The sequence below is a fragment of the Nitrobacter sp. genome (assembly GCF_047149785.1).
GTDB lineage: Bacteria > Pseudomonadota > Alphaproteobacteria > Rhizobiales > Xanthobacteraceae > Nitrobacter.
Window position 1 is genome coordinate 2,700,667 of the sequence record NZ_BAAGBE010000001.1, and the last position, 16,230, is coordinate 2,716,896.

General features: G+C 63.8%; 16 protein-coding genes. 8 read left to right on the forward strand and 8 right to left on the reverse strand.

Annotation, left to right across the window (positions count from 1 at the left end; all coding sequences use genetic code 11):
• Positions 1-87: 87 nt before the first annotated feature.
• Positions 88-468, forward strand: a complete 381-nt coding sequence (locus tag ACMDCM_RS12540; RefSeq protein WP_412773863.1) for a hypothetical protein — start codon at positions 88-90, stop codon at positions 466-468.
• A 196-nt stretch (positions 469-664) separates the two neighbouring features.
• Here ACMDCM_RS12540 and leuB read toward each other — a convergent pair whose 3' ends face one another.
• Complete coding sequence (gene leuB / locus ACMDCM_RS12545; RefSeq protein ID WP_412773864.1) at positions 665-1,777, reverse strand: 3-isopropylmalate dehydrogenase; 1,113 nt, start codon at positions 1,775-1,777, stop codon at positions 665-667.
• 231 nt (positions 1,778-2,008) lie between these two features.
• Between leuB and ACMDCM_RS12550 the strand changes: the two genes are divergently transcribed.
• A complete protein-coding gene (locus ACMDCM_RS12550; protein ID WP_412773865.1) occupies positions 2,009-3,217 on the forward strand; it encodes a YbfB/YjiJ family MFS transporter in 1,209 nt (402 codons plus the stop codon).
• On the opposite strand, the gene ACMDCM_RS12555 is transcribed toward ACMDCM_RS12550, so the two are convergent.
• The 3 genes from ACMDCM_RS12555 to ACMDCM_RS12565 all read right to left on the reverse strand — a co-directional run bounded on the left by ACMDCM_RS12555 (position 3,207) and on the right by ACMDCM_RS12565 (position 5,318).
• Complete coding sequence (locus ACMDCM_RS12555) at positions 3,207-3,716, reverse strand: superoxide dismutase family protein (RefSeq protein ID WP_412773866.1); 510 nt, start codon at positions 3,714-3,716, stop codon at positions 3,207-3,209. The genes ACMDCM_RS12550 and ACMDCM_RS12555 overlap by 11 nt on opposite strands.
• A 92-nt stretch (positions 3,717-3,808) precedes the next feature.
• Positions 3,809-4,594 (reverse strand): molybdopterin-dependent oxidoreductase, encoded by a 786-nt coding sequence (locus ACMDCM_RS12560; RefSeq protein ID WP_412773867.1) that lies wholly within the window; start codon positions 4,592-4,594, stop codon positions 3,809-3,811.
• Between the two features lie 94 nt (positions 4,595-4,688).
• Positions 4,689-5,318: a cytochrome b/b6 domain-containing protein gene (locus tag ACMDCM_RS12565; protein WP_412773868.1), complete on the reverse strand. Its 630-nt coding sequence runs from the start codon at positions 5,316-5,318 to the stop codon at positions 4,689-4,691.
• A 165-nt stretch (positions 5,319-5,483) separates the two neighbouring features.
• Between ACMDCM_RS12565 and ACMDCM_RS12570 the strand changes: the two genes are divergently transcribed.
• From ACMDCM_RS12570 to ACMDCM_RS12590, 5 genes are all read left to right on the forward strand, one after another.
• Positions 5,484-7,007 (forward strand): malonate--CoA ligase, encoded by a 1,524-nt coding sequence (locus tag ACMDCM_RS12570; protein WP_412774744.1) that lies wholly within the window; start codon positions 5,484-5,486, stop codon positions 7,005-7,007.
• Positions 7,008-7,212: 205 nt separating this feature from the next.
• Positions 7,213-7,611: a succinate dehydrogenase, cytochrome b556 subunit gene (gene sdhC, locus ACMDCM_RS12575; RefSeq protein WP_412773869.1), complete on the forward strand. Its 399-nt coding sequence runs from the start codon at positions 7,213-7,215 to the stop codon at positions 7,609-7,611.
• Positions 7,612-7,640: 29 nt separating this feature from the next.
• Entirely contained in the window at positions 7,641-8,015 is a 375-nt protein-coding gene (sdhD, locus tag ACMDCM_RS12580; protein WP_412774745.1) for a succinate dehydrogenase, hydrophobic membrane anchor protein, read from the forward strand.
• A gap of 1 nt (position 8,016) precedes the next feature.
• Positions 8,017-9,837 carry a succinate dehydrogenase flavoprotein subunit gene (gene sdhA / locus ACMDCM_RS12585; protein ID WP_412773870.1) on the forward strand — a complete coding sequence of 607 codons (1,821 nt, stop codon included), beginning with the start codon at positions 8,017-8,019 and terminating at the stop codon, positions 9,835-9,837.
• 112 nt (positions 9,838-9,949) lie between these two features.
• Positions 9,950-10,732 carry a succinate dehydrogenase iron-sulfur subunit gene (locus ACMDCM_RS12590; RefSeq protein ID WP_412773871.1) on the forward strand — a complete coding sequence of 261 codons (783 nt, stop codon included), beginning with the start codon at positions 9,950-9,952 and terminating at the stop codon, positions 10,730-10,732.
• A 33-nt stretch (positions 10,733-10,765) separates the two neighbouring features.
• Here the strand turns inward: ACMDCM_RS12590 and ACMDCM_RS12595 are convergent, their stop codons facing one another.
• Positions 10,766-11,194, reverse strand: a complete 429-nt coding sequence (locus tag ACMDCM_RS12595) for a CAP domain-containing protein (RefSeq protein ID WP_412773872.1) — start codon at positions 11,192-11,194, stop codon at positions 10,766-10,768.
• 660 nt (positions 11,195-11,854) lie between these two features.
• Positions 11,855-12,517: a hypothetical protein gene (locus ACMDCM_RS12600; protein WP_412773873.1), complete on the reverse strand. Its 663-nt coding sequence runs from the start codon at positions 12,515-12,517 to the stop codon at positions 11,855-11,857.
• Positions 12,518-12,531: 14 nt separating this feature from the next.
• Here ACMDCM_RS12600 and ACMDCM_RS12605 point away from each other — a divergent pair, with 14 nt between their 5' ends.
• Positions 12,532-13,698, forward strand: a complete 1,167-nt coding sequence (locus ACMDCM_RS12605) for an OmpA family protein (RefSeq protein ID WP_412773874.1) — start codon at positions 12,532-12,534, stop codon at positions 13,696-13,698.
• 186 nt (positions 13,699-13,884) lie between these two features.
• Here the strand turns inward: ACMDCM_RS12605 and ACMDCM_RS12610 are convergent, their stop codons facing one another.
• A complete protein-coding gene (locus ACMDCM_RS12610) occupies positions 13,885-15,114 on the reverse strand; it encodes an argininosuccinate synthase (RefSeq protein ID WP_412773875.1) in 1,230 nt (409 codons plus the stop codon).
• Positions 15,115-15,189: 75 nt separating this feature from the next.
• A complete protein-coding gene (locus tag ACMDCM_RS12615; protein ID WP_412773876.1) occupies positions 15,190-15,978 on the reverse strand; it encodes a phosphatase PAP2 family protein in 789 nt (262 codons plus the stop codon).
• Positions 15,979-16,230 lie beyond the last annotated feature (252 nt).

Consider the following 16,230-nt stretch of genomic DNA (forward strand, 5'->3'; position numbering starts at 1 on the left):
TATTCTTCCAAGGTGTGGCCCAATTGGACTTGTCGCGTCCGCCCACCGCACGGTAAAAAGACGGTCACTCGGTTCTATGAGGACACGATGACTTTGAAATTCCCCGCCGCGAAAACCATCGCGCTGTTTCTTGCGGCGGCAGCCTTCGTAGCGGTCGGCTTTACCGCCACCGACGCAAGCGCGGCAAAGCGCAAGCACTATGATCGCAGCGGCGCTTATGGTCCGAGCGGGCCCAACGTGTCCTACCAGGCCGGGCCCCGCACGCGCGTGTATATCTCGAAGCGCTCGTGGCTGGATGCCGGCACCGAGGTGTTGCCAGGCGACCGCAAATTTACCGACTATGCCTTCCCGCCGGCCGTCGGCTATCCCTCGTTCGCCCGCGAGAATCTGAACCGGCCGATCGACCGTCAGCCGCTCAGTTCGCCGTCTGATCTCGGCGGATATCCGACCGCGTTTCCGCTGTACTGATCAAGAACCCGCCCGAAAAGAAAATGCCCGGCACAACCGGGCATCCTGTTGAGCGCCACCCTCGATTGGTCGTTTCCCGCGAAGGCGGAGACATACACCCCGCTGCTTGGCGACGCTGTCGGCTTCATGTCTCTGCCCAACCAAGACTCCTCGACATATGGTCCCTGCCTGCGCAGGGACGACGCCGGGTTGGCGCTCAGGCGTGCAGCGCCTGAAGTTCCTCCAGGACCGCCTCGCCCATCTGCGAGGTGCTGACCACGGTTGAACCTTCGGATTTCAGGTCGGCCGTGCGCAGGCCCTTCGCGAGCACCGCCGCGATCGCGGCATCGAGCTTGTCGGCGAGTTCGCCCATGTCGAAGGAATAACGCAGCGCCATCCCGAACGAGGCCAGCATCGCGATCGGATTGGCCGCGCCTTGCCCCGCGATATCGGGCGCCGAGCCGTGCACGGGCTCGTAAAGCGCGCGGCGCTTGCTGGTTTTCGCGTCGATGTCGCCGAGCGAGGCGGACGGCAGCATCCCGAGCGAGCCTGTCAGCATCGCCGCGATGTCGGAAAGCATGTCGCCGAACAGGTTGTCGGTGACGATCACGTCGAACTGCTTGGGACGACGGACGAGTTGCATGCCGCCGGAATCCGCGAGCTGATGCTCCAGCGCGACATCCTTGTACTCGCGCTGATGGACCTGCGTCACCACCTCGTGCCAGAGCACGCCGGACTTCATGACGTTGCGCTTCTCCATCGAGGTCAGCTTGTTGCGGCGTTTGCGCGCGAGATCGAAGGCGACGCGGGCGATGCGCTCGATCTCGTAGGTGTCGTAGACCTGGGTATCGACGGCGCGCTTCTGGCCGTTGCCGAGATCGGTAATCGTCTTCGGCTCGCCGAAATAGACCCCGCCAGTCAGTTCGCGCACGATCATGATGTCGAGGCCCTCGACGAGGTCCCGCTTGAGGCTGGAGGATTCCGCAAGCGCCGGATAGCAGATCGCCGGGCGCAGGTTGGCGTAGAGCGCAAGCTCCTTGCGCAGCCGGAGCAGGCCCGCTTCCGGCCGTACGTCGTAAGGCACGGGGTCCCACTTCGGACCGCCGACAGCGCCGAACAGCACGGCGTCGGCGGCGAGCGCCCTCGCCATGGTGGCGTCGGTGATGCTGACCTTGTCGGCGTCATAGGACGCGCCGCCGACCAGCCCATCCTCGGTGGCGAAATGCGCAATGCCCTGCGTATCCAGCCAGCCGACCAGCCGCTTCACCTCCGCCATCACCTCGGGGCCGATGCCGTCGCCGGGCAGCAGAAGCAGCTTGTAGGTCGCCATGACAAAGTCCTTGCAAGGTGATTGCGTCATTCCGGACGCCAAGCGCAAGCGCGGCGATCCGGAATCCAACCCAGATGTCAGATACGGACTCCGGACTCGCGCCCTTCGGCGCGCCCCGGAAATGACGGAAACGCCGATTGCTAGGACGGCCTTGCGCCGTTGGCAAGACGCCTTTCCGCCAATTGCCCGGCCGCCGGAAGCTGCCACAATACGCGCGGCCGGAGATTCTCGTTGAGCGCACCAGATCGACCAACCGTGCCCGCGAGCCTCGCGTGGCTGATGCTGATCCTGTCGCTTGCGCCCTGCATCGGCCTCGGCCTCGGCCGTTTCGCTTACTCGCTGGTGCTGCCGGACATGCGCGACAGCCTCGGCTGGTCCTATTCGGCAGCCGGCTTCATGAACACGATCAATGCGGCGGGTTATCTCGCCGGCGCGCTGATCGCGGCCTCGGTCGCAAAACGCTTCGGAACCGCGGCAAGCACACGCTGGTCCACGGCGGTCGCGGCCGCCTCGCTGGCGCTCTGCGCGCTGACGGGAAACTTCATCGTTCTCAGCTTCGCCCGCCTGATCGTCGGAATCGCCGCGGCGATCGGATTCGTCGCCGGCGGAACGCTGGCGGCCACGATCGCGCAATCGCAGCCGGCGCGATCGAACTTCCTCATCAGCCTGTTCTACATCGGTCCCGGCATCGGCCTACTCTCCTCGGGACTCATCGCGCCGTTCGTGCTGCAATATTTCGGACCGGGGTCGTGGTGGATCGTGTGGTGGGCGATGACCGCGCTCGCTCTCGTGATGACGGTGCCAATGTTCGTCGCGCGCTTCGAGATCGCCGCGCGCGGCCCGCAGACGGCACAGGGACGCTTCGCGATTCGTCCCGTCATTATCTTCCTCGCCGCCTACTTCCTGTTCGGCGCCGGCTATATCGCCTACATGACGTTCATGATCGCCTATGTGCGCGACGGCGGCGGCGGCGCGCTGGCGCAAAGCGCGTTCTGGAGCCTGATCGGCCTGAGCACGCTTGCTACCCCGTGGATCTGGCGCCGCACGCTCGGCCTCGACCGTGGCGGCCTCAGCATGGCCATCGTCCTCGGCGTCAACGCCGTCGGCGCGGCGCTGCCGCTGCTGGGCCATACGCCGCTCCTGCTCGGATTGTCGGCGCTGGTGTTCGGCGTGTCGTTTTTTGCGGTGGTGACCTCGACCACCGCGTTCGTGCGCTTCAACTATCCGCCCGCGGCATGGCCCACGGCAATCGCGGCAATGACGATATCCTTCGGCATCGGACAGACGGTCGGGCCTGTCATGGTCGGCGCGATCACCGACGCCATGGGCAGCCTGTCCTACGCGCTCAACGTCTCGGCGGCGATGCTGGCGGCCGCCGCGATCCTCTCCGCGTTCCAGCGGCGGTTGCCGCGCATCGCGTTGCCCGACTTTACTCGATGACGCCGCAGGCGATGCGGCCGCCGGCCTCGCCGGTCGGGTCGGTCTTGTAGTCGTCCGCCGCCGCGTGGATGACAATCGCCGTGCCGTTCGGCTTCAGGACCGAGTTCGGCTTGTCCTTGTCCAGCGTGACGGCGGTATTGACCACTTCGAATTTCAATTCGCCCGAGGCAGGCACGCTGATATTCGGCATGTCGCCGGCGTGGTGACCGTCGGCCGCCATCATGCCGTGCTTCCTGTTGCCGGGGTTGAAGTGCCCGCCTGCCGAGGTGAATGGCGGCTCGCATTTGCCGACCGCGTGAATGTGGAATGCGTGATCGCCGGGCGGCAGGCCTTTCAGGGCGGCCTGCAGCAAAACCCCGTCATCGACCTGCGTCAATTCGACACTGCCGACGTCGGCGCCCTCGACATTCTTCAGCAGCGCCTTGGCGGAATTGGCCGAAGCCGCGGTCACGGTCAGGATAAGAAGCGTCGTCGCCATCAACAGGATACGAGCGATCATGGGAACCTCCGGCTGCGGACATCAGCGCCTTGGACGAATGAGCGTCGTCGGCGCATGTTTATAACAGCCAGGAAGGACAGCGGCCAGTTGCGTCAGATGCCGCTAAAGGAATTATAACCCTGGTCCTCCCAGTAGCCGCCCTTATAGTCGTTGGTGACCTCCATCGAGATCACGTACTTTGGATTCTTGAAGCCGAGCTTGGTCGGAACCCGAATCTTCATCGGGTAGCCGTACTTGCGCGGCAGGATTTGACCGTCGAACTTGAAGGACATCTGGGTCTGCGGATGCAGCGCGGTCGCCATGTCCAGCGGGCTGTTGTAGCCGTCGACATCGGCGCACTGGAACCAGCAATATTTCGCGCGAGTGTCCGCGCCGACAAGTTTGAGGAAATCGCGCAACGGCGTCCCGCTCCAGCTTCCGATCGCGCTCCATCCCTCGACGCAGACATGCCGCGTGATCTGCGTGACCTCGGGCAGCTTGTAAAGTTCGTCGAGCGTCCACGATTTCCTGTTATCGACAAGGCCGCGCACCTCGAATTTGTAGTCCTCGCCGTCGAGGTCGGGCGCTTCGTCCTCGGAATAGTAGCCGTTGAACGGAAACGGCCGGGTGATGTCGGCTTCCGTATAGGTCGGCGCCAGCGTGTTCGGATTGAAGATCGCGGCCTGCACCTTGTCGTTGAACTTTGAAACCTGCGTGAGCAGCTTCTCCGCCGAGAAGCTGTCCGATACGTCGCATCCGGTCAGCAACGTCAACGCGCCGAGACTGGCGCCGCCGGCGACGAAGCGGCGGCGCGCCGGATCAGGCAGCAATTTCGTGGCGTCCCTGACAAGCAATTTCCTGTCGACGCCCGGGATCAGAAGCGAACGGAGACGGCGCATGGCTAGCTCTCCCAGAGCATGATCCCGAAAAGTGGAAACCGGATTTCGGATAAGATCATGCTCAATCAAAAGAATAAGGCCAGGTCTGATAGACCTAGCGACCCGTAACCATCGCGCGCAGGCTTTTTGGCACCAGCAGCGCGAGCGCGACATGCACGACGAGAAACGCGACGATCAGCGCCATGCAGGCGAAATGCACATAGCGCGCGAAATCGTAGCCGCCGAACACGGCCGTCAGCCACTGGAACTGGACCGGCTTCCAGATCGAGAGACCCGACAGCACCACCACGATTCCGGCGACGATGACGATGGCGTACAACAGCTTCTGCACCTGATTATATCTCGACAGATCGGCATGGGACAGCTTGCCGCTCAGCGCCGCCCTTGTATCGGCGGCCACGCCCGACGAGGTGATCGGCAGCAGTTTTCGGCGAAAGCGTCCGGTGGCGAGGCCGAGAACGAGGTAGACAAGGCCGTTGACCATCAACAGCCACATCGCCGCGAAATGCCACAGCAACCCGCCGGCGAGCCAGCCGCCGAGCGTGATCGAACGCGAGAAGGTAAAGTCGAACAACGGCGAGGCATTATAGATCTGCCAGCCCGACATGATCATGATGATCATCGCCACCGCATTGATCCAGTGGACGACGCGCACCCACGCCGGCTGAATGACCTTGGCGGGAGGAGAGACGGCGCGACCGTCGCTGGCTGAAACGCTTGTCATAAGAAAATCAACGCCCATCGGCCATCGGTGATGCGTGAGAAAGGTGCGCAGATATTGTATGCCGGTATCTATTACGGCGTTGCCGAATATCACCCGGATCGGCACGCCAATTCCTCACAAATTAGCGATCAGACCACCGGGATCAACGCCAGCAGGAACTTCGTCATGAACGCCAGCCTGTTCTCACGCCTGTTCGACGATCTCGGCGATCCGGGCCGGCTCGCGATCGAAATGCCGGACCGCCGTCGCATCACCTATGGCGACCTGATCGCATTCTCAGGAAGGCTGGCCAATATCCTGGTGGCGCGCGGCGTCAAGCCGGGCGACCGCGTCGCGGTACAGGTCGAAAAGTCGGTACCGAATCTCGCACTCTATCTCGCGACGTTGCGCGCCGGCGCGGTGTATCTGCCGCTCAACCCGGCCTATACGCTCAGTGAACTCGGCTATTTCATCACCGACGCCGAGCCGTCACTGGTGGTCTGCGATCCGTCGAAGGCGGAGGGCATCAAGTCGTTGGCGGCGAAAGTCGGCGCTGGTGTCGAAACGCTCGGCGCCGGCGGCGAGGGATCGCTGACGGAAGCGGCCATGGCGGCGGAGCCTGACTTCACGACCGTCGCGCGCGCCAAGGATGACCTTGCAGCGATTCTTTACACTTCGGGCACGACCGGGCGCTCCAAAGGCGCGATGCTGACCCACGACAATCTGGCGTCGAACGCCTCCAGCCTCGTCGACTTCTGGCGCTTCACCGACAGGGACGCGCTGATCCACGCGCTGCCGATCTATCACACCCACGGACTGTTCGTGGCGACCAACGTCACGCTGCTGGCGCGCGCCTCGATGATCTTTCTGCCGAAGTTCGATCCCGGCCTCGTCATCGAACTCATGACGCGCGCCACGGTGCTGATGGGCGTGCCGACTTTCTACACGCGCCTGCTGCAAAATCCGGCGCTGACGCATGAATCGACCAGCCACATGCGGCTGTTCATCTCCGGCTCGGCACCGCTGCTCGCCGACACTCACCGCGAATGGTCGGCCCGCACCGGTCATGCCATCCTCGAACGCTACGGCATGACCGAGACCGGCATGAACACGTCGAACCCCTATGACGGCGATCGCGTTCCCGGCGCGGTGGGGCTCCCGCTGCCCGGCGTCTCCGTCCGCGTCACCGATCCGGAAACCGGAACGGAACTGCCGCGTGAGACCATCGGCATGATCGAGGTCAAGGGGCCGAACCTGTTCAAGGGCTACTGGCGGCTGCCGGAGAAGACCCGAGCCGAATTCCGCGACGACGGCTTCTTCATCACCGGCGACATCGGAAAGATGGACGAAAAGAATTATGTGCACATTCTTGGCCGCGGCGCGGACCTCGTTATATCGGGCGGCCTCAATGTCTACCCGAAGGAAGTCGAGAGCGAGATCGACGCGCTGCCGGGCGTGGTCGAGAGCGCCGTCATCGGCGTGCCGCACCCGGATCTTGGCGAGGGCGTCACCGCCGTCGTGGTCCGCGGCAAAGACGCCGAAATCAGCGAGGCCCGGGTGCTTGACGCGCTCAAGGATCGGCTGGCGAAATTCAAGATACCGAAGCGCGTGATCTTCATCGACGAACTGCCCCGCAACGCCATGGGCAAGGTGCAGAAGAACGTCCTGCGCGACAGCCACGCCGGCCTCTACAAGACAAGCCAGCCCTGAAATCGTGCTTCAGGCATACCGCCTCCGGGCTTGTTATGTTAAGGAAACACGAGTGCTGTAACCCTGAACCACCATTCTCAAGAGCGATTTGAACGTTGCGCGGGCTGTTTCGACTCCATAAATATACAAAATGTATGAACCGAGTTTGCTTATCGCGGATCCCGACCGGGCTGGCGCCGCGCGCCCTCAACCAGCGAAGGCATCGATGACCGCCAGAATCGAACGTCCGCTTTCGCCGCACCTACAGATTTACCGCTGGACCCTGACGATGGCATTGTCCGTCGTCCATCGCGCGACCGGCATGGCGCTTTATTTCGGAACCCTGCTGCTGGTCTGGTGGCTGATTGCTGTGTCATCCGGGCCGGGCGCCTACGCCGCGGTCCAGTCCTTCACCGCGAGCTGGATCGGCCGGCTGATCGCATTCGGATACACCTGGGCGCTGATGCATCACATGCTGAGCGGCGTTCGCCACCTGGTCTGGGACCTCGGATACGGATTCAAGCCGGCCGAGCGCGAATGGCTCACGCGGGCGGCGCTGATCGGCGGCATCCTGCTCACCGTGCTGCTGTGGATCGTCGCCTATGCGATCGGAGGCGGACGATGACCATGCCGCCGCTTTCGGGTCCGAAGTCGATGCGGACGCCGCTGGGGCGGGTTCGCAACCTCGGCGCGGCCCATTCCGGAACCAGGGACTTCTGGCGGCAGCGCGTGACCGCGGTCGCCATGATCCTGCTGATCGTGCCGATGGTCGTGGTCATGATGATCCTGCTCGGCCGCAACCAGGCGGGGGCGGCGCAGATTCTCGGCTCGGCGCCGATCGCCATCATCATGCTGCTGTTCGTCGTCGCGAGCATCTGGCATATGAAGATCGGCATGCAGGTGATCATCGAGGACTACGTGCACGACGAGAAGATCAAGCTGATGTCGATCATGGCCAACAACTTCTTCTCCGTCACGCTGGCGCTCGCCGCCGCCTATGCCATCTTTAAACTGTCATCCGGAGTGTAGCATGGCCGGAAACGGCAGCGCGGCGGCCGCCAACGTCAAGGCCTATCCCATCGAAGACCATACTTACGACGTCGTCGTCGTCGGCGCCGGCGGAGCCGGCCTGCGGGCCGTCGTGGGGTGCGGCGAAGCCGGTCTGCGCACCGCCTGCATCACCAAGGTCTTTCCGACCCGTTCGCACACCGTTGCGGCGCAGGGCGGCATCTCCGCCTCGCTCGGCAACATGCACAAGGACGACTGGCGCTGGCACATGTACGATACCGTCAAGGGGTCGGACTGGCTCGGCGATCAGGACTGCATCGAGTACATGGTGCGTAACGCGCCGGAGGCGGTCTACGAACTCGAGCACTGGGGCGTGCCGTTCTCGCGCACCGAGGAGGGCAAGATCTACCAGCGCCCGTTCGGAGGCATGACCATCGATTACGGCAAGAGCCAGGCCCAGCGCACCTGCGCCGCCGCCGATCGCACCGGCCATGCCATGCTGCACACGATGTACGGCCAGGCGCTGCGCCACACCGCCGAGTTCTTCATCGAATTCTTCGCCATCGATCTCATCATGGACGATCAGGGCGCCTGCCGCGGCGTGATCGCGCTGAAGCTCGACGACGGCACGCTGCACCGCTTCCGCGCCCAGACCACCATCCTCGCCACCGGCGGCTACGGGCGCGCCTACGCCTCCTGCACCTCGGCGCACATCTGCACCGGCGACGGCGGCGGCATGGCGCTGCGCGCAGGGCTGCCGCTGCAGGACATGGAGTTCGTCCAGTTTCACCCGACCGGCATCTACGGATCGGGCTGCCTCGTCACCGAAGGCGCGCGCGGCGAAGGCGGCTATCTCGTCAACGCCGAGGGCGAACGCTTCATGGAGCGCTATGCGCCCTCCGCCAAGGACCTTGCCTCGCGCGACGTCGTCTCGCGCGCGATGACGATCGAAATCCGCGAAGGCCGCGGCGTCGGCAAGAAGAAAGACCACATCTTCCTGCACCTCGACCATCTCGACCCGAAAGTGCTGCACGAGCGGCTGCCGGGCATCTCGGAATCGGTAAAAATCTTCGCCGGCGTCGACGTCACCCGCGAGCCGATACCGATCCTGCCGACCGTGCATTACAACATGGGCGGCATCCCCACCAACTTCCACGGCGAAGTGGTGACCAAGAAGAACGGCGACGACAATGCGGTCGTGCCGGGCCTGATGGCGGTGGGCGAAGCCGCCTGCGTCTCCGTGCATGGCGCCAACCGACTCGGCTCCAACTCGCTGATCGACCTCGTGGTGTTCGGCCGTGCCGCCGCCCGGCGCTGCGCCGAAAAGCTCACCGCCGACGCCAAGCAGCCCGATCTGCCCGCGAACTCCAGCGAGATGGCGCTCGGCCGCCTCGACAGGTTTCGCTACGCCGCCGGCGGCACGCCGACCGCGAAACTGCGCGAAAGCATGCAGCGCGTGATGCAAGCCAACTGCGCGGTTTTCCGCACCCGCGACGTCCTGACCGAAGGTCAGAAACTGATCCACAAGGTTTATGACGGAATCGCCGACATCGCCGTGTTCGATCGCTCGCTGGTGTGGAACACGGACCTAATGGAGACGATGGAATACGATAATCTCATCTCCCAGGCGGTGGTGACGATGGAGTGCGCCGCCAATCGGACCGAAAGCCGCGGCGCCCATGCACGAGAGGATTATCCCAACCGCGACGATCAGAACTGGATGAAGCATTCGCTGGCGCGGCTGGGCGATCGCGGCGTCACCACGATCGACTACCGCCCGGTGCATGATTTCACGATGACCAACGACGTTCAGTACATCCCGCCGAAAGCGCGGGTATATTGATCTGAAACGAAGCGTCATGCGCGGGCTTGACCCGCGCATTGACCTTCACACGAAGATGGATCGTTGCCGGGTCAAGCCCGGCAGTGACGGGCAGACAGCAAGGGCAGACCCGATGGTTAAATTCGCGCTTCCGAGAAACTCAAAGGTGACCGGTGGCAAGACCTGGCCGAAGCCGGAAGGCGCGACCGAAACGCGCGAATTCAAGGTCTACCGCTGGAATCCAGACGACGACAGCAATCCCAGGGTCGATACCTTTTATGTCGACGTCAACGAGTGCGGCCCGAGGGTGCTCGATGGCCTGATCTGGATCAAGGACCACATCGACCCGACCCTGACCTTCCGCCGCTCCTGCCGCGAAGGCGTGTGCGGCTCCTGCGCCATGAACATCAACGGCCAGAATACGCTGGCCTGCACCAAATCGATGCACGACATCGCCGCCGATGCGGTGAAGGTCAATCCGCTGCCGCACCAGCCCGTCGTGAAGGACCTCGTGCCGGACCTGACGAATTTTTACGCGCAATACGCCTCGATCGAACCATGGCTGAAGACCACGACGCCGACGCCGCAGAAGGAATGGCGGCAGAGCCGCGAGGACCGCGAAAAGCTCGATGGCCTCTACGAGTGCATCCTGTGCGCCTGCTGTTCGACGGCTTGTCCGAGCTATTGGTGGAACAGCGACCGCTTTCTCGGCCCCGCCGCGCTGCTGCAGGCGGCGCGATGGGTCAGCGATTCGCGCGACGAAGCCACCGGCGAACGGCTCGACTATCTGGAGGATCCGTTCCGGCTCTATCGTTGCCACACCATCCTGAATTGCACCAAGGCCTGTCCGAAGAACCTGAACCCCGCGGAGGCGATCGCCATGCTGAAGCTGAAGCTGGTCGAGCGGCAGGTCTGATCTCCGGCGCGATAACGGCCCGCGCGCGCCGCCTCAATCCGTGATCACCATGGCCCAGAAGCGCCGATAGGGCGACGACGGCTTCGCAACCGACGCGACGCCGACACGCCGCGCGCCCGGCATCTGGAGATTGGCGCGATGTCCGCTGCTCGCATCCCATTGCCTGATCGTTTCCGCGCAAGTGAGAAAACCGGCCGCGACATTCTCCGCCGCCAGCCGGCGATGGACCGGCGCGATCCGAACAAAGAAATTGCCATTCACGTTGTGGCTCACCGTCTCCGCCCGTGCCATCGCCGCGGCCTGTCGCCGAGCGATCCGAACGAGCGCCGCATCGGCGCGAACGGCTGACAGTCCATGGGCGCGGCGATAGGCGCTGATCTCGGATGCGCAGCCGCCCGCATGAGCCGCGCCGTTCGCGATCATGGCCGACGCCACGACCATAACCAGGGAAACGGTTTTCATGCGAGCGTCCTCCTCACCGCAAGTTCCACGACGCCGACGCGCGGCGCAAGGGCCACAGCCGGTACCGGAACATCACGCCATGCGAACCGTTAGCACTGCAAGAGCCCCGATCTTCAAAGTCATGGAAGCAGCAATCAAGAATTGCTGCGGAGACATGCCAACTTCGGATGGAGATGCGTGATGGATGTTCAACCGACGGAAGTGCCGCCCGTCAAGCCGGGCCGTCCGACGGAGCCACCGCGCGAAGAACCGCCTGGAAGTCCGCAGCCAGGTCCCGACATTCCGCCGCCGGTGCATGAACCGAACTCGCCGTCCCCGCCTCCGCAAGAACTGCCGGGCCGGCAGCCGGAGGAATTACCGACACAGGCCCCGCCCACACCGCCCGCGCAGCCTCCTGCGACCGATTCAACGCGACGACGCGAATGATGCATGATCTGAATGCAACATGAATTCCAGGCGCTTTTTTTCAACGCCTCCGAAAATAAAATCGGTCTTCCCTGCTGATCGCTGCCACATTACAGCCTCATGACTATCCGTTGATCATGCAAATCTCCACCATCGGCCAGCAAGCTGTGGGTTTGTTGCCGAACTTTTTTATTGGGACAAAAATTGCCATGATGAACTTTCACCTCGTGCTGCTGGCCTCGTCGGCTCTCACTGTCACGTCGCTGACGACAACGCCGTCGCACGCGCAGTCCGCGCCGGTCCAACTCGCGCAGGCTTCCGCGCCCGCCGAACAGGGAGAGGAACGGCGGAAAGGCCCGCCTCCGAAGACCGCCCCGAATCATCGAGCCCCTCCCGGCGCGCCCGCACACCCTTCTCCTCCGTCTCATGCGGCGCCGCCCCACGCGCCGTCTTCTCCGCATGTGACTCCGCCGGCGGCCGAACGGCCAAGGCCGGTGGCACCGCCTTCCCATACAACGCCGCCAGTCGCGCCGAGAGCCGCGACGCCTCCGGCTGCCCCGAAGCCACCAGCGCCTCCAGCCGCCGCGCAGCCGCCGTCTCGATCAAAGAGCGCTCCGCCCCCGGCTGCGACAAGGCCAGCTCCGACACATTCTCCCAACGCACAACCGCAAACCACACCGCGCTCGACACCGCCCGCAAACGCGGAGCCGAATGCAATGCATCGTCAGGAGGGAGGCCGCAGTGGAGCGGGTCGCGAGCACGGCGGGCCTCGCGATCACAACGAACCTCGAGGTCGCGGCGGCCAACCGGCCGGCACTGCACCGGCGCAAACAGCCCCGACGCCCACCACGCCTTCGACATCGCCCCGCGCGACATCGCCCCGCGCGACATCGCCCCGCGCGACACCGACCACGCCATCCGCGCGCGAGGTTGTGCCGCCGAACACTGTCGCCCCCTCGCCGACTGCATCGCCGAACGGGACCAGGGCCGGATCACCGCCGAACGCCGCTCCCGGCGGCCAGAGCGCGCTGCCTCCGGGCGCGCCGGTCTCCCGTCACGGACCGCCCACCGTCACGACGCCGCTGCCGCCACCGCCGTCAAACGCTCAGGATTTAAGACCGATCGCGCCGGACGCAGCACGGAAGGGACCGCGCAATATCGATGCGTTCCGCTCCGAGCGTCGGCAGACCGAGCAGGGCGGCCGCACCATCATCACCGAGCCGGGCCGCGTGATTGTGCGCGATCCGAGCGGACGGTCGTTCATTCGGCATAACGAGGAAGATCGCTTCCGCTATGGCGCGCGCGATATCCGGCAGGAGCATGTCGGCAACGATACCCGCACAGTGGTTACGCGGCCCGACGGCACGCAGATCATCACCATCAACGATCGTGACGGCCGCATGCTGCGCCGTATTCGCCGCGACCAGCGCGGTCACGAAGTGATCATCATCGACAATAGCCGTGGCTACGGCGGCGTCGGGGCGGGCTTCGCCGCGGGCATGGTGGCCGGGGCGATCGGAGGCTATTTCGTCTCGCTGCCGCCGCCGCGTATCAGGATTCCGCGCGACCACTATATCGTCGAGGCCGAAGATGCGCCGCCGGAGTTGATCTACGATACGTTGATGGCGCCGCCGGTGGAGCCAATCGAGCGTGCCTATACGCTCGACGAAGTCCGCTACAGCCCGATGGTGCGCGCGCGGATGCCGAGCATCGACCTCGACACCATCAACTTCGAGACCGGATCGTGGGACATCACTCCCGATCAGGCATCGAAACTGAAGGTGATCGCCGACGGCATCAACCGCGCGGTCTCACGTAATCCCCGCGAGGTGTTCCTGATCGAGGGTCACACCGATGCGGTCGGCAATGACGTCGACAACCTGTCGCTGTCGGATCGTCGCGCCCAATCCGCTGCCGAACTGTTGACGCAGCAATTCCAGGTACCGCCGGAGAACCTGGTGACGCAGGGTTACGGCGAGCAGGACCTGAAGGTACAGACCGAGGGCCCATCGCGGGAGAATCGCCGCGTCACGGTGCGCCGGATCACGCCGCTGCTGGACGGCGGAACGGCCTCCGCCGCGCCGCCACCGCCGCGCTGATACGCGGTTCACGAGCACAAATGGCCGGGAGCGATCCCGGCCATTTCTGTTCTTGTCGAAAACCACTTTTCACTATCGTCATGCCCGGGCTTGACCCGCGTATCCATCCATCTCCTTCCGAAATGGATGGATTGCCGGGTCATAGTTCTTCGAACGGCTATGCCCGGCAATGACAACCTCCCGACCCTACAACCCCAGCTTCTTCCTGCGCTGGCCGAGCGTGCGCAGCCGCAACGCATTGAGCTTGATGAAGCCGGCCGCGTCGCGGTGATCGTAGGCCACCGCCCCTTCCTCGAAGGTGACGAGATCCTGATCGTATAGCGAGTATTCGCTGTCGCGGCCGACGAGGATGACGTTGCCCTTGTAGAGTTTGAGCCGCACCTGACCGGTGACATATCTTTGGCTCTGGTCGATCGCGGCCTGCAGCATCTCGCGCTCCGGCGAGAACCAGAAGCCGTTATAGATCAGCTCGGCATATTTCGGCATCAGCTCATCCTTCAGATGCGCCGCGCCGCGATCGAGCGTGATCTGCTCGATGCCGCGATGGGCGACGAGAAGAATGGTGCCGCCGGGCGTCTCGTACATGCCGCGTGACTTCATGCCGACGAAACGATTCTCGACCAGATCGAGCCGGCCGATGCCGTTGGCGCGGCCGAGTTCGCTCAGCTTCGCGAGCAGGGTGGCGGGAGACATTTTTTTGCCGTCGATGGCGGCGGCATCGCCCTGCTCGAAATCGATCGTGATGTAGGTCGGCTGATCCGGCGCAGCCTGCGGATCGATGGTGCGCGAATACACGTAGTCCGGCACTTCCTGCGCCGGGTCTTCCAGCACCTTGCCTTCGCTGGAGGCGTGCAGAAGGTTGGCGTCGACCGAGAACGGCGCTTCGCCGCGCTTGTCCTTTGCGATCGGGATCTGATGCTGTTCGGCGAATGCGATCAGTTGCTCCCGGGAACGCAAATCCCACTCGCGCCACGGCGCGATGATGGTGATGTCGGGCTTCAGCGCGTAATAGCCGAGTTCGAAGCGGACCTGATCGTTGCCCTTGCCGGTCGCGCCGTGCGCGACCGCATCGGCCCCGACTTTCTCGGCGATCTCGATCTGCTTTTTCGCAATCAGCGGTCGCGCGATCGAGGTGCCCAAGAGATACTGGCCCTCATAGACCGCGTTGGCGCGAAACATCGGGAACACATAGTCGCGGACGAATTCCTCGCGCAAATCCTCGATGAAAATGTTCGCGTCCTTGATACCGAGCAACTGCGCCTTCTTGCGCGCCGGCTCAAGCTCCTCGCCCTGACCGAGATCGGCCGTGAAAGTCACGACCTCCGCGCCATAGGTGGTCTGCAACCATTTCAAGATAATCGAGGTATCGAGCCCGCCCGAATAGGCAAGCACCACCTTCTTCACCTTCTTGCTCATGAAAACCCTGCGAACGACATGAATCCGGCGGGACTATAGGCGGAACCGAACCTCGTGCAAGGTCCCTCGGGCGCTTCAGACCGGCTTCTCCGGCGCAGGCGCCGGGCCGACATCGCGCCCCCACCACCGCTGCCGCATCCGATAGCCGGGCCAGGCGAAGCGCGTCAGCGCGGCGTCTATCTCCGCGTCACTCCTTCGCGTCGACGGCCAGCGGTAGATGTAGCCATGAACCAGCCAGATCACCAGAAACGCCACCAGACCGGCCGTCGCCACATCGGTGAAGAAATGACCACCGAACGCCATCCGCAGCACGCTGGTGACGACGCCGAACGTAACCGCGCCCGCATAGGCCAGCGGCCGCCACACCGGCGGCGTCAACGCGGCCGGCGCCAGGGTCCAGAACGCTGTCGCGCCTTCGCCGGAGAAAAATGAGCAGTTCCGGCCGCACTCGCCGCGCGGGTCCCACCACGCCATGAATTTCCACGGGCCGTTGAATTCCGTCACCATCACCGGCCGCGGCCGTCCCCAATGGCTCTTGAACGTCAGGTTGGTCAGGATGCCCGCGCTGAGCAGCATGGTGATCAACAGAAACGCCACGGTCCGGCCCGACATCATCAGCGGGCGATCCGGGCGAAACATCTTCACGGCCAGCGCGACGATCGCGGGCAGCGCAAAGGCCCACGCCACCCACATCGCAGCATAGCGCGCGAATGAGGCCAGCGCGTTCGACTTGAACGGAAAGGTTTTGGTCGCGGGATCGTAGAACAGCGCCGCGAGGCGCAGGTCATATTCGGGATGAATCCCGAACACGATCCCGATCACGAGCGCAAGGCCGAGCGCAATGATCAATCCGGCGCGGTTCATGACGTGCGGTTCAGAACACGATCCCGAAAAGTGGAAAACCGGTTTTCGGATAAGATCATGCTCAATCAAAAGGCGAAGGCTAGAGCGGGTTTGCTTTAGACGGAATCGGCAGTCCGTCATGCCCGGCTTTATGCCGGGTATCCACGCCTTCGGAATTCAGCAAAGAAAAGACGTGGATGGCCGGGACAGAGCCCGGCCATGACGAAGCAGGTGTTTCCATCAAAACCTAAACCGCTTTTGAGTCCGATTCAA

Bases quoted from the DNA above. Each gene is read 5' to 3' on its own strand.
- sdhA (WP_412773870.1), top strand. From the start codon at position 8,017: ATGGCCGGAAACGGCAGCGCGGCGGCCGCCAACGTCAAGGCCTATCCC.
- ACMDCM_RS12555 (WP_412773866.1), bottom strand. From the start codon at position 3,716: ATGATCGCTCGTATCCTGTTGATGGCGACGACGCTTCTTATCCTGACC.
- leuB (WP_412773864.1), bottom strand. From the start codon at position 1,777: ATGGCGACCTACAAGCTGCTTCTGCTGCCCGGCGACGGCATCGGCCCC.
- sdhD (WP_412774745.1), top strand. From the start codon at position 7,641: ATGCGGACGCCGCTGGGGCGGGTTCGCAACCTCGGCGCGGCCCATTCC.
- ACMDCM_RS12600 (WP_412773873.1), bottom strand. From the start codon at position 12,517: ATGGCGTGGTCGGTGTCGCGCGGGGCGATGTCGCGCGGGGCGATGTCG.
- ACMDCM_RS12560 (WP_412773867.1), bottom strand. From the start codon at position 4,594: ATGCGCCGTCTCCGTTCGCTTCTGATCCCGGGCGTCGACAGGAAATTG.
- ACMDCM_RS12565 (WP_412773868.1), bottom strand. From the start codon at position 5,318: ATGACAAGCGTTTCAGCCAGCGACGGTCGCGCCGTCTCTCCTCCCGCC.
- ACMDCM_RS12615 (WP_412773876.1), bottom strand. From the start codon at position 15,978: ATGAACCGCGCCGGATTGATCATTGCGCTCGGCCTTGCGCTCGTGATC.
- ACMDCM_RS12540 (WP_412773863.1), top strand. From the start codon at position 88: ATGACTTTGAAATTCCCCGCCGCGAAAACCATCGCGCTGTTTCTTGCG.
- ACMDCM_RS12590 (WP_412773871.1), top strand. From the start codon at position 9,950: ATGGTTAAATTCGCGCTTCCGAGAAACTCAAAGGTGACCGGTGGCAAG.
- ACMDCM_RS12570 (WP_412774744.1), top strand. From the start codon at position 5,484: ATGAACGCCAGCCTGTTCTCACGCCTGTTCGACGATCTCGGCGATCCG.
- sdhC (WP_412773869.1), top strand. From the start codon at position 7,213: ATGACCGCCAGAATCGAACGTCCGCTTTCGCCGCACCTACAGATTTAC.
- ACMDCM_RS12595 (WP_412773872.1), bottom strand. From the start codon at position 11,194: ATGAAAACCGTTTCCCTGGTTATGGTCGTGGCGTCGGCCATGATCGCG.
- ACMDCM_RS12610 (WP_412773875.1), bottom strand. From the start codon at position 15,114: ATGAGCAAGAAGGTGAAGAAGGTGGTGCTTGCCTATTCGGGCGGGCTC.